This window comes from Brevibacterium sp. FAM 24630 (genome assembly GCF_049804075.1).
In the GTDB taxonomy this organism is placed as follows: Bacteria; Actinomycetota; Actinomycetes; order Actinomycetales; family Brevibacteriaceae; genus Brevibacterium.
On the sequence record NZ_JBNBZD010000010.1, the window covers coordinates 75490 to 88086 of the forward strand.

The window sequence follows — 12597 nt, forward strand, 5'->3', positions numbered from 1 at the left end:
CTGGCTGGCACAGCGGACGACACCACCTGTGACCGTCCCCATCAGACAGGAGCAGCACGATGGCCGAACAAGAACACCCTGGACCAGGCCGGGAGCCCGAGCCGCAGGCGGATGTGCGCGAGTCCTTCAAAGGTCGCATCACATCCGAGCCGACTCTGGGCACCACGCAGACGGGCAAGGCGAAGTTCTACGCGAAGGTCGAGCAGCGCCACTGGCGCTACGAGGACGACGGCACCTACACGCGGCTGCCGAACACCTATCACGATCTCGTGGCCTACAAGGGCGTCGCCGTCCGTGCGTACAAGAACTATGAAAAGAACGACTTCTTCATCGCCGAGGGGCGCATGGAGGACTACCGCAGCAAGAGCACGGGGCAGATGAAGCAGCGGTTCGTCGCCACCGCGTTCGGTCACAACATGGCCCACACCGACTACGAGGTCGACCGCACCCCACGCCGCGAGCAGGCCCAGCGCCCCGCCGCCGAACGCGAGGCCGCTTCACGCCGACTCGCCGGAGGCGAGACCCCCGCACAGCCGCAGGCAGCCGAGCGTCAGACGCCCGAGCGTGAGGCACCGGCCGCGTTCGCCCCGCCGGAGCACCGGTCAGATCGGCAGCCGCCGGCGATGGGCCTGTGAGGAAGGGAGCCACGATCATGACCGAACCGACGTTCAACCAGACCGATCCTGACCGGCCGCAGACCGACGAGACCCCCGATGACGACCTCGACCTCGACGACGAGTACGACGAGGAGGGATATGACGGTGAGGAGGAGGAAGAACCCGGCCCGCCGCATCCGGTGAACTGGTATCTGCTGCGCGCCGACGAGCTCGAAAAGGAGTGGTACGCGCTCAACCGGTGGGTCGAGACCATCCGCCGCACCTACGGGCTCCCCGCCAGCGTGATCCCGCCGTTCTGGCACCGACACGACGAACTGCTGTGGGAACTCAGCAGCCTGCATCTGCACTGGCTCTGCGCCTACCACCCCGAGCAGACCGGCTCCGCCCCGTTCGGCTGGCACCGCGACTTCGCCGACGCTCGACAGCGGCTGCGCGAATGGGTCGCCGCCTCCGGCACACGCCTGGACCGCGACCGACCCACGAGGCAGACGACCTGGCCCGGCGAGGACCCCGCCGACCCTGTGGAGGACGTGTTCGTCGCCGACCGCGACCGCGACTTCGTCGAGTACGTCGCCGAACAGGTCGCCGAACGCCGCGCCGCCGAAGACGCCTTCTACGCCGGCGCCGACGCACGAACCGGGGAACTGCCGTGAGCACCACGACAGCACAAGACGTGAACGCCGAGCTCTCGCGGCTTCGTGAGCAGGGGCGAGAGCTCGGCGCATCGTTCCTGCCGCCGACCGAGCGACAGGGCGCAGCGGTCAGGACGATTCTGCTCGCTTCCACTGATACGTCTCGGGAACCGAGTAGCGAGGCGTGATCTTGATCCGGTCCGGATTGAAGAACGGCCCCACCTGGGTGGCCTTCTCCACACGAATATCCAGCAGCATCTTCAGCAACCGCCGCTTCTCGACCAGCTCAAGACGCTCCCACGCCGCCTCCAGGTCGCTCTCCTGAATGAACGAGAGCAGCCCCTTGTCGGTCACGGGAGGAACCGCAGCCTTCGCCGCACGCTCGATCTCCGGAACAAGCCTGCGTTCGATGCTGGTGAGCATCGACATGCTGATCCGACCCTCGGCGTACTCACTCGCCGCCTCGTCAAGCCGCGCACGCAGCGCAGCGGCATGCTCCTCGGCCTCGCGGACCCGTTCATTCCAGTCCTCCTCCGGGCCGACGATCACCGCCAAGCTCTCCGGCTTCGACAACCATCCCAGCAGCACGCCCGTGACATAGGCGTCGGTGTTGCGCATGTCGATGCTGACCCTGCGGCAGCCGGGGCGTCCGCAGCTGTAGTTGTCAGAGCGCAACCCGGTGCGCCTGCGTACTTTCGTCCCGTGAATCCGCACCAGCGGATGCAGGCAGTACCCGCACCTCGCGACGAACGTCAGCAGCCAGCGCGGATGGCTGGGGTTGTCCTCGGGAACATAGCGGGTGCGCCGGGCCCGGTCATCGAGGAGATGATTGACCTTCTCCCACTTCTTCATCGGGATGATCGCGGGCCAGTCCGCCTCGCCGATCACCTCGCCCTGGTACATGCGCAGCCCGGCGATCGTGGGGCTCTTGATGATCTGCCGGATCGTGGCGGTTGTCCAACCACGCGAGTGCTCAGAAGTCGGCTTCATCGGCGTGGGCACGCCCGCCCGATTGAGGCGAGTCACGATCTGGTTGATCGACCCGCCATCGAGGATCTCGTCAACCGCTGAGACGATGATCGCGGCCTTCTCCGGGTCGATCTCCTGACGCACGAGAGCACGCGTCTGCTCGTCGTAGACCCTCCGGTACCCGTAAGGGAGCCGCCCGTGCGGGCGACCCTTCTGCGCGTTCAGCCGCACTGTGCGCAACTGCCGGTCACGGATGATCGCCGCATCCTTCTCGGCGCTCAGGAACTCCAGCCCCATCATGAAGCTGTCATCGTGGCGCGAGAAATCGTAGACGCGGCCCTTGGTCAGATACAGAACCCCCGCCTCCTGGCAGGCGGCGCGCAGCTGCACGTAGGCCAGCAGCTCACGGCCCGCACGCGAGGGCTCCCACGTCACGAACGCGTCGTACTCCTTCGACGCGATCAGTTGCAAGGCCTCCTCGAAACCCTCGCGTTCGCGGGTGCGCCACCTCGACGCGGACCGGTTGGCATCGGTGATGACCTTCGCGACTCCCCACTTCTCCTGAGCGCACCAGGCACGGCAGTCCGTCTCTTGGTCATCGGTCGATCGCATGAGGTAATGGCGATCCATCGAGGCTCGCGTGTAGATGAGCGCGTTGACCTCGGAGGCAGGCGGTCGGGTAAGTGATTGCGTCTCCATGACTGACAGGTGCTCCCTTGGCATCTGCCATCGAATTGCTGGGTGAGCCGACGAACCACCTCGACGTCGACGGCATCGCCTGGCTGGCGCGGCACATGAAGAACCGGTGGCCGAAGAATGCCGGTGCTCTGCTGCTGGTCACCCACGACCGGTGGTTCCTCGACGAGGTGTGCTCGAAGACCTGGGAGGTCCACGACCGCATCGTCGAACCCTTCGAAGGCGGGTATGCCGCCTATGTCCTTCAGCGCGTCGAACGCGATCGGATCGCCGCGGCCACAGAGGCCAAACGTCAGAACCTCATGCGCAAGGAACTCGCGTGGCTGCGTCGCGGCGCTCCGGCCCGGACCTCGAAGCCGAAGTTCCGCATCGAGGCGGCCAATCAGCTCATCGCCGATGTCCCCGAGGTGCGCAATCCCATCGAGCTGAAGAAGATGGCCACCGCGCGTCTGGGCAAGGATGTCGTCGACCTCCTCGACGTGTCCAAGAGTTTCGGCGACGACGTCATCCTCGATGAGGTCACATGGCGCATCGGCCCCGGTGAGCGCACCGGCATCCTCGGGCCCAACGGTGCCGGCAAGTCGACGCTGCTCAATCTCATCTCCGGAGAGGTCGAGCCCGATTCCGGTCGGGTCAAGCGCGGCAAGACCGTCCAGGTCGGCGTCCTCGACCAGCAGTTCAAGGATCTCGCCCGGATTGCGGAGTCCCGGGTGCGTGAGGTCCTCGCGGAGTCGAAGACGAACTTCACCATCGAAGGCAAGGACTACACACCGGCCCAGCTGCTCGAGCGACTCGGCTTCGCCAAAGAGCATCTCTCCGCTCGGGTCAAGGAGCTCTCCGGCGGGCAGAAACGCCGCCTCCAGCTTCTGCTGCTGCTCATGGCAGAACCGAATGTCATCATCCTCGACGAGCCGACGAACGATGTGGATTCGGACATGCTCGCGGCGATGGAGGATCTCCTCGATTCCTGGCCGGGCACCCTCATCGTCGTCTCCCACGACCGCTACCTGCTCGAACGTGTCACCGACCAGCAGTACGCGATCCTCGATCAGGGGCTGCGTCATGTCCCCGGAGGCGTCGAGGAGTACCTGCGGCTGCGGGCCGAGCAGGCCCGCACCGGTGGTGCGAGCGGTTCGGGATCGGCCTCGAACGGGGCCGCATCGGGAGCCGGCGGGACCGGTTCCGGTGGGGCCGCCTCGGCGACGGAGGGGTCGGGCTCCTCGGCGAAACTCACCGGTGCCGAGGCCCGCGCGGCGAAGAAGGAGCTCTCGTCGATCGAACGGCGGATGGACAAGCTCAGCGGTCAGGTCGCGCAGAAGCACGAGGAGATGGCCGCGCACGACCAGACGGACTTCGAAGGTCTGGCCGCGCTCACGGCTCGGCTGCGCGAGCTCCAAGACGAACTCGACGAGCTCGAACTGCGCTGGCTCGAGACCACCGAAGCGCTGGAGGACTGAGTGGTCGACCGGGAGAAGATGCGCGAACTGCTCGAGGCCGAACGGGCCGATGCGCTCGCGCTCATCGGCCGGCTGACGCAGGGCATCGACGAGGTCTCGGCAGCGCGCGAAGGCGACAACAGCGACGACGAACACGACCCGGAGGGGGCGACGCTGGCCTTCGAACGATCGCAGGCTGCGACGCTTCTCGAGCAGTCGCAGAACCGCCTCGAGGAGATCGCCGAGGCATTCGCTCGGCTCGATGCCGGCACGTTCGCCACCTGCGTCGACTGCGGTGGACCCATCGCCGAGGCGCGACTGGAGATCCGCCCCTACGCGGCGAAATGCGTCGATTGCGCCGCACGCGGCTGAGAGCCTCGACCTTTCCCGTTATCGAGTCATGTGCGGTAATGTATCGGCGTGTCTTCCCGTGATTATCGCATCGACCGCGCCAAGGGGATCCTCATCTTCACGGTGGTCCTCGGCCACCTTTTAGCGCGCACCTCCCCGTGGGAGTCGCCGATCCTGGGCGCACCGATGTACCTCATCTACTCGTTCCACATGCCGGCGTTCGTCTTCCTCGCCGGGATCACGGCGAAGTCGAACAGGTTGGCGGAACGGGTGCTCACCTACTTCGTCCTGCTCGCGTCGGTGCTGCCGCTGATGTGGGCGTGGATGTGGCTCTTCGGGCTCGATCCGGACTACAGCTTCCTCACCCCGTTCTGGTACACGTGGTTCCTGCTGTCCATGGCCTGGTGGATGATCACGGTCCCCTTCATCGAACGCTTCCCCCGCACGATGCTCGTCGCCTCCCTGGTTCTGGGACTCTTCGGCGGGATGCTGCCGATCCTCGACACCGAACTCTCCGCGGCACGAACGATGGCGTTCTGGCCCTTCTTCGTCATCGGCAAGCTCTACGGCAAGCAGATCATCGAATGGGCCGGAGGGCTGGCGATGTGGCAGAAGATCGGCTTCAGCGCCGCCGCCCTGGCCACGATCGGCTACTTCTACTTCGACCAGATCGACTACAAGTGGTTCTACGGCAGCCTCAACTTCGCCCACTTCCATGTCAGCGTCCCCGAAGGTGTGGGTCTGCGTCTCATCATGGACATCGGTGCCGTGCTCATGACCCTGGCGCTGCTGTCGTGGCTGAGCAACACCGAGGACACCATCGCCATGATCGGCAAGCACAGCTTGGCCGTCTACGTCCTCCACGGCTTCGTCGTCCGCGGTCTCCAACCGGTCCTCGACGGCAGCCGCGATGTCCTCCACGACGCCTTCGTCCTGCTCATCTGCCTGGCCCTGGCCGTGGTGTGGACGGGCGTGCTCGCGTGGACTCCGTTCGAACGCGCCCTGCGCTGGTACGCCTCGACCGCGACGGCACTGATCCTCGCACCTTTCCCGTTCCTGCGACCGAAGTCGGAGCGCACCGGCCGCAGTGATTCTGCCGGTTCCAGTGTTGGTGCCGGTGCCGGTGCTGGTCACGGCGGGGCCTCCCTCGAGGGTGCCGGTCACAGCGGCGCTCACCTCGAGGGTGCCGATCAGGGCGCGGCCGCCTACGGCAGCTACCCGGGCGACGCCTACAGCGAGGGCGACGGACCGGACCGGCAGGGCCTCGGCCTCCAGCCTCAGCCGGGCACCGGCTATGCGCATTCGGTCGGTTTCGAACAGTCCCCCGTTCAGCACTTCCCCGGCTCTGACCATCAGCCGGGACAGCACGACGGGCAGCCGCACGTGTATCAGGAGGTCTCCCCTCCCGCCGGAGCCGAGCAGTATCGGCTGCCGGGCTCGCACCAGGTTCCGCAGAACAACGCAACCTACGAATCCACGCAGGAAGTCCCCGCCGGCACCGCCCAGCGTGCCGTGCGCTACCGCCGCCTGCCCGTCTATCTCAGCACCCCTCCGGACGACGACCGCTGAGCGCCGGGTGCCGTGAACCCACCGATCACGCGAACTCCGCGGTCATCGGGAGGGCGGCACCGCCTCGGCGAGGGCAGCCCCGCCTCGGCGTGGGGACCATGTTCATTGACGTTTCGGGTCGTCGGACGTCGGAATATGTCGATGTGACACACGCCGCAGAGGCGGTTGATGGTGTGATACCAGAGTTCGGGTCGCCGCCCGGACGTGGACGATCCCCCACCATCGATTCGGAGTTCCCATGACCGCGACCAACGCCCTGACCCAACGCCTCGACGCCGGCCCCGTGATCTGCGCCGAAGGCTTCCTCTTCGAGCTCGAGAAGCGCGGATACCTCTCCGCCGGCGAGTTCGTCCCCGAGGTGGCCCTCGAATTCCCCGATGCCCTGCGCTCTCTCCACGTCGACTTCCAGCGCGCCGGCTCCGACATCGTCGAGGCCTTCACCTACAACGGGCACCGCGAGAAGATGCGCGTGATCGGCAAGGAAGATCTGCTCGAACCGCTCAACCGCGCCGCCCTCCAGATCGCCCGGTCGGTAGCCGACGCCAAGCCCGGGAACTTCATGGCCGGCAACATTTCGAACTCGAACATCTGGGACCCCGCCGACGAGTCCAAGCAGGCCGAGGTGCGGGCGATGTTCGCCGAAATGGTCGCCTGGGCGGTCGAGGAAGGTGCCGACCTCATCATCGGCGAGACCTTCTACTTCGCCGGTGAGGCCATCGCCGCCGCCGAGACCGCCAAGGCCAGCGGCCTGCCCGTCGTCCTCACGCTCGCCCCGATGGCCTTCCAGGAGATGGCCGACGGGGTCGGGATCGTCGAGACCGCGCAGCGGCTCGAACAGCTCGGCGTCGACGTCGTCGGCCTCAACTGCTTCCGCGGTCCCGTCACGATGCTGCCGTGGCTGAGGGAGATCCGCTCGGCCGTGTCCTGTCACGTCGGCGCCCTGCCGATCCCCTACCGCACCACGGAGGACGAACCGACGTTCTTCAACCTCTCCGATCCGCGCGCCGAGGTGCCCTCCCCACACGGGCGCACGTTCCCCACCGCGCTCGATCCGCTCCAGACCAACCGCTACGAGATCGGTGCCTTCGCCAAGGAGTCCTACGATCTCGGTGTCAACTACATCGGCGTGTGCTGCGGCGCGACCCCGATGCACATCCGTGAGGTCGCCGAGGCGGTCGGGCTGAGCACCGATGCCAGCCGCTTCTCGGAGAACATGGCCAACCATTTCATGTACGGAGACAATGAGCGCCTGGCCGACAACGTCGTCGCCCTCGGTGACACCGCCTGAGCATCCCTCACCGTCAGCGGCTCCACATACAGTCAGCGCCATCTCCTCTCGTTGCAACGGGAGGAGATGGCGCTGAATGTATGTCGTGCGGCGAGCTGCAGGATCGTGCCGACGGCGGTGAGGGATGCGGTCTCACCCGCCGAGGCGGTCCGTCGTGCCGAGGCGGTCAGGCTTCGGCGGTCACACCGATCGAGTCGAGAGCGGCCTCGAGGCGGGCGATGGTGCCGTCGATGTCGCCGAGCTTGTCGAGTCCGAACAGGCCGATGCGGAAGCTCGAGAAGTCCTCGGGCTCATCGCACTGCAGCGGCACGCCCGCGGCGATCTGGACGCCGACTTCCTTGAAGCTGGCGCCGGTGGCGAGCTTCGGGTTGTCGGTGTGGACGACGACGACACTGGGCGAGGCGAACTCCGGTGCCGCAACCGAGGGCAGTCCGCGTGCGGCGAAGACGGCGCGCACCCGTTCACCGAGTTCGTTCTGTGCGGCGGCGAGCTTGTCGAAGCCGCGCTCTTCGCTCTCGGCCATGAGCTTCGCGTTGTGTGCCAGCGCATCGGTGGGCATCGTCGCATGGTAGGGCGCGCGGCCCTCTTCGTACTCGTCGGCGATGAACAGCCACTTCTTCAGGTCCATGGCGAAGCTCGTCGACGTCGAGGCTTCGACGGCGGCACGGCCGGCGGAGCTGAGCATGACGTAGCCGGCGCACGGGGATCCGCTCCACCCCTTCTGCGGGGCGCTGATGAGCACGTCGACGCCGAGGTCGGTCATCGAGGCCCACACCGCACCCGAGGCGATGCAGTCGAGGACGAAGATTCCGCCGGCCTTGTGCACGGCTTCGGAGACCCGGCGGAGGTAGTCGTCGGGCAGGATCATGCCCGAAGCGGTCTCGACGTGGGGAGCGAACACGACATCGGGCTTCTCTGCCTCGATGGCCGCGACCACCTCGTCGATGGGCGCCGGTGACCACGGCGACTGGTGGGCCTCGGTGTCCGGGGAGGCCCTGAGCACGGTCGTCTCCGACGCGATGGCACCGGCGTCGAGGATCTGCGACCAACGGAAGGAGAAGAGACCGTTGCGCACGATCAGCGCCTTCTTCCCGGTCGCCACCTGGCGGGCCACGGATTCCATCGCGTAGCTGCCGCCGCCGGGGACGATGGCGACGGATTCGGCGTCGTAGGCCGAGCGCAGGATCCGGTTGATCTCCTGCATCACGGATACGAACCGCTTCGACATGTGGTTGAGCGATCGGTCGGTGAAGACCACCGAGTATTCGAGCAGGCCGTCTGGGTCAACATCTTCGTGTGGCAAAGTCATATGCCTAACATAGCCACAAGTCCGCCATTCGGGCCACCGTCCTCGCTCATTGAGACTCCTCAGACCCTCGCCGAGGCGGCCGGTCAGATCTCGATTTCGCTGCGGTCGCCCGACCACAGCGTGTGGAACGTGCCGTCCCGGTCGGTGCGTGCATAGGTGTGCGAACCGAAGCGATCGCGCTGAGCCTGGATGAGAGCGGCGCTGCCGCCTTCGGTGCGCAGCCCGTCATAGTAGGACAGGGTCGAGGCGAGACCGGGCACGGCGATGCCGCGCTCGATGGCCTGGACGACGGTGCCGCGCAGGGAGTCTTGGCAGCGGCCGGCGACCTCGCGCACATAGTCCGAATCGAGCAGGGTCGCCGGCGGGTTCGCGGTGCCGAAGGCCTCAACGATGCGGTCGAGCAGGCGCGCTCGGATGATGCATCCGGCCCGCCAGATCCCGGCGAGCTCACCGAGGTCGATGTTCCACCCGTGCTCGCGCGCGCCGGCGGTGATCTCGTGGAAGCCCTGCACATAGGCCATCACCTTGCCCAGCAGCAGGCCTTCGCCGATCTCCTCGATGCGCGCGGCACGATCGTTCGAGGCAGCGACGGTCGAAGCACTGGTGTTCGTCGCCGGGGTGGTGGTCCCGGGACGGGGCCCGGCCAGCCGGACTCCCTCAGCGCGCAGATCCGCGGCCGATGACAGCGAACGGGAGAAGACCGCCTCGGCGATGGTGGGGACCGGCACCCCGAGGTCGAACCCGGTCTGCCCGGTCCATGCACCGGTGCCCTTGGCCTTCGCGGCATCGGCGACGATGTCGACGAAGGGCCGGCCCGTGTCCGCATCGACGTGGGCGAGGACCTCGGCGGTGATCTCGATGAGGTAGGACTCGAGTTCCCCGGTGTTCCAGTCCTCGAACACCTCGGCGATCTTCGCCGGGGCCATCCCGAGCCCGTCGCGCAGGAGGGTGAAGGCTTCGGCGATGAGCTGCATGTCCGCGTATTCGATGCCGTTGTGGACCATTTTCACGAAGTGACCGGCACCGTCCTCTCCGATGTGAGCGACGCAGGCATGGCTCTTCGCACCTGCAGGTTCGGCACCAGCGGTTTCGACGCTGGCGGTTTCGACGCTGGCGGTTGCGACGCTGGCGGTTGCGACGCTGGCGGCGATCGGTTCGAGCAGCGGCCGCAGGCGCTGCCACGCGGCATCCGATCCGCCCACCATGAGCGAGGGCCCGAGAAGGGCACCGACCTCTCCGCCGGAGATCCCGACCCCGGCGAATTCGATGCCCGTACCCTGCAGCCGTCGGCCCCGGGCGATCGTGTCCTGGAAGTGGGAATTGCCGCCGTCGACGATGATGTCGCCGGCAGCGAACACCTCGGCGAGGTCACCGATCGCCGAATCCGTGGCCCCTCCGGCATTGACCATGAGGATCGCCACACGCGGTTCGGCGAGCTTGCCGGCCAGATCGGCCGGATCCGCAGCGACGAGGAGATCGGCTTCGGGGAATTCAGCGGCCACGGTGCGGGCACGGTCGACGTCACGGTCGTAGATCGCGACCCGTCGACCCGACCGGCGGGCGAGGTTCCGGGCCAGATTCGACCCCATCACACCGGTCCCGATCACTGCGACATCGGCCTTCATGAGCATTCCCCTTCCTCGGGAGGCGACGGTGTTGACAGTCACTCGCCACCAGCACTACGGTGCAATAAATCTGTTTTAATAGTCGATTATAGATATTTCTTCATATTTTATCGAGAGGTTTCGGACATGGGTCATCACCCTTTCCTTCCGCCGCTCGTCATCATGGGTGTCTCGGGAACCGGAAAAACCGTCCTCGGCGCGCAGGTGGCGCAGGCTCTCGACCGCAGATTCGTCGATGCCGACGATCTCCACTCCGCGGCTAACAAAGCGAAGATGGCCTCGGGTGTGCCGCTGACCGACGCCGATCGCGGACCGTGGCTGGATGCCGTCGCTGTCGAAGCCGCCCGCACCCCGGCCCCGGTCATCGCCTGCTCCGCCCTCAAACGCACCTACCGGGACCTGCTGCGCGCCTCGGCACCCGCGCTCGTGTTCATCCACCTCGACGGACCGCGTGATGTCATCGCCGCCCACCTGGCCTGCCGTGATCACGAGTTCATGTCCCCGGATCTGCTCGACTCCCAGCTGGCCACCCTCGAACCGCTCAGCGCCGAGGAGTCCCATGCCACCGTCGACGTCGACCGTCCGATTCCCGAGGTTCTCCATTCGATCCTCGACAGCATCGCACGGTTGAGACCGTGAACTGCCCGCCCACTGTCCACCCAACCATCTGACCTCAAGGAAGAGGAACCATGACCGACCTCGACCTGGCCTGGACTCTGTCCACGCCGGCACTTCTGGCAATCGCGGCAGCGGCGATCGGCCTGCTGCTCCTGCTCATCATCAAGGCACGGCTGCACGCGTTCATCGCCCTCGTCATCGTCAGCGTGCTCACCGCACTGGCCGCCGGAATCGGCCCCGGTGACCTCATCGACGTCCTCTACGACGGCTTCGGTTCGACCCTGGCCAGCGTGGCCCTGCTCGTCGGGCTCGGCGCAATGCTCGGACGCATGCTCGAACTCTCCGGCGGCGCCGAAGTGCTCACCGATGCCCTCATCCGCCTGTTCGGAGAGAAGCGGGCGCCCTTGGCACTCGGCGTGACCTCGCTGCTGTTCGGCTTCCCGATCTTCTTCGACGCCGGCCTCGTGGTCATGCTGCCGATCATCTTCACGATCGCGCGCCGCCTCGGCGGGTCTCTGCTGCTGTACGCGATGCCCGCGGCGATGGCGTTCTCCGCCATGCACATCTTCGTGCCCCCGCACCCCGGCCCGGTCGCGGCCTCCGGTCTGCTCGGGGCGAATGTCGGACTCGTCCTCATCTGCGGAATCATCATCGCGATTCCCGCCTGGTACCTCACCGGCTACCTCTTCGGACTCATCATCGGCAAACGCATCGACGTCGCCGTGCCCGATGTGCTCTCGGCCGGCCGGAACGACTCGTTCGCCGACTTCGCCTCCCGGCCCAAGCTCGGCCACGTGATCTTCCTCCTCGCCCTGCCGCTCGTGCTCATCTTCCTCAACACCGGACTCAACTTCGCCGGTGAAGCCGGCTGGGTCGATACCGACTCGACGCTCATCGCGTCCCTGCGGCTGCTCGGCGAAACCCCGATCGCGCTGCTCATCACCGTCGTCGTGGCCATGTGGCTGCTCGGCTGGCGGCAGAACAAGGACCGGTCGCTGGTCGAGACCGTCGTCGACTCCGCGCTCGGACCGGTCTGCTCGATCATCCTCATCACCGGCGCCGGCGGAATGTTCGGCGGCGTGCTGCGCGCCAGCGGAATCGGAGACTCGCTCGCCGACTCACTCGCCGCACTCGGTCTTCCCGTCATCGTCGCCGGCTTCGTCATCGCCGCGATCGTGCGCATCGCCCAGGGTTCGGCCACGGTGGCGCTGACGACCGCGGCCGCGCTCGTCCAGCCGATCGTCGTCGGCAACCCGGACTTCTCGAGCATGCAGGTCGTGGCCATCGTGCTCTCACTGGCGGCCGGTTCGGTCTTCGCCAGCCATGTCAACGATTCCGGCTTCTGGCTGGTCTCGCGGTTCTTCGGCATGGACACGAAGACGACGCTGAAGACCTGGACGGTCGCCGAGACGCTGCTGGGCACCGTCGGCTTCGGACTCAGCCTCGCCCTCTACGGGGTCGTCAGCCTGTTCTGAGCTCGGCTCGAT

At 66.6% G+C, this 12597-nt stretch carries 11 protein-coding genes; 8 read left to right on the top strand and 3 right to left on the bottom strand.

What is annotated here, in order from left to right:
* Positions 1 to 59: 59 nt before the first annotated feature.
* Positions 60 to 635 (top strand): single-stranded DNA-binding protein, encoded by a 576-nt coding sequence (locus ACPUD7_RS09600; protein ID WP_135540162.1) that lies wholly within the window; start codon positions 60 to 62, stop codon positions 633 to 635.
* A gap of 17 nt (positions 636 to 652) precedes the next feature.
* Positions 653 to 1270, top strand: coding sequence for a hypothetical protein (locus tag ACPUD7_RS09605; RefSeq protein WP_135540163.1), 618 nt, complete (start codon positions 653 to 655; stop codon positions 1268 to 1270).
* A 108-nt stretch (positions 1271 to 1378) separates the two neighbouring features.
* Here the strand turns inward: ACPUD7_RS09605 and ACPUD7_RS09610 are convergent, their stop codons facing one another.
* Positions 1379 to 2941, bottom strand: a complete 1563-nt coding sequence (locus ACPUD7_RS09610) for a recombinase family protein (protein WP_135540166.1) — start codon at positions 2939 to 2941, stop codon at positions 1379 to 1381.
* Between ACPUD7_RS09610 and ACPUD7_RS09615 the strand changes: the two genes are divergently transcribed.
* From ACPUD7_RS09615 to ACPUD7_RS09630, 4 genes are all read left to right on the top strand, one after another.
* Positions 2935 to 4371: an ABC-F family ATP-binding cassette domain-containing protein gene (locus ACPUD7_RS09615; protein WP_425119758.1), complete on the top strand. Its 1437-nt coding sequence runs from the start codon at positions 2935 to 2937 to the stop codon at positions 4369 to 4371. The genes ACPUD7_RS09610 and ACPUD7_RS09615 overlap by 7 nt on opposite strands.
* Positions 4372 to 4722: a TraR/DksA family transcriptional regulator gene (locus ACPUD7_RS09620; RefSeq protein WP_425119759.1), complete on the top strand. Its 351-nt coding sequence runs from the start codon at positions 4372 to 4374 to the stop codon at positions 4720 to 4722. It abuts the gene before it with no gap.
* Positions 4723 to 4770: 48 nt separating this feature from the next.
* Entirely contained in the window at positions 4771 to 6270 is a 1500-nt protein-coding gene (locus ACPUD7_RS09625; RefSeq protein ID WP_425119760.1) for an acyltransferase family protein, read from the top strand.
* 238 nt (positions 6271 to 6508) lie between these two features.
* Positions 6509 to 7558: a homocysteine S-methyltransferase family protein gene (locus ACPUD7_RS09630; RefSeq protein WP_425119761.1), complete on the top strand. Its 1050-nt coding sequence runs from the start codon at positions 6509 to 6511 to the stop codon at positions 7556 to 7558.
* Between the two features lie 166 nt (positions 7559 to 7724).
* On the opposite strand, the gene ACPUD7_RS09635 is transcribed toward ACPUD7_RS09630, so the two are convergent.
* The gene (locus ACPUD7_RS09635; protein WP_425119762.1) at positions 7725 to 8867 is read right to left on the bottom strand and encodes an alanine--glyoxylate aminotransferase family protein; all 1143 of its coding nucleotides are present in this window, start codon (positions 8865 to 8867) and stop codon (positions 7725 to 7727) included.
* A gap of 83 nt (positions 8868 to 8950) precedes the next feature.
* Complete coding sequence (gndA, locus tag ACPUD7_RS09640; RefSeq protein WP_425119763.1) at positions 8951 to 10534, bottom strand: NADP-dependent phosphogluconate dehydrogenase; 1584 nt, start codon at positions 10532 to 10534, stop codon at positions 8951 to 8953.
* 84 nt (positions 10535 to 10618) lie between these two features.
* Between gndA and ACPUD7_RS09645 the strand changes: the two genes are divergently transcribed.
* Together ACPUD7_RS09645 and ACPUD7_RS09650 are read left to right on the top strand one after the other, a co-directional pair.
* Complete coding sequence (locus ACPUD7_RS09645) at positions 10619 to 11131, top strand: gluconokinase (protein ID WP_425119764.1); 513 nt, start codon at positions 10619 to 10621, stop codon at positions 11129 to 11131.
* 50 nt (positions 11132 to 11181) lie between these two features.
* The gene (locus tag ACPUD7_RS09650) at positions 11182 to 12585 is read left to right on the top strand and encodes a GntP family permease (RefSeq protein ID WP_425119765.1); all 1404 of its coding nucleotides are present in this window, start codon (positions 11182 to 11184) and stop codon (positions 12583 to 12585) included.
* Positions 12586 to 12597: the final 12 nt, after the last annotated feature.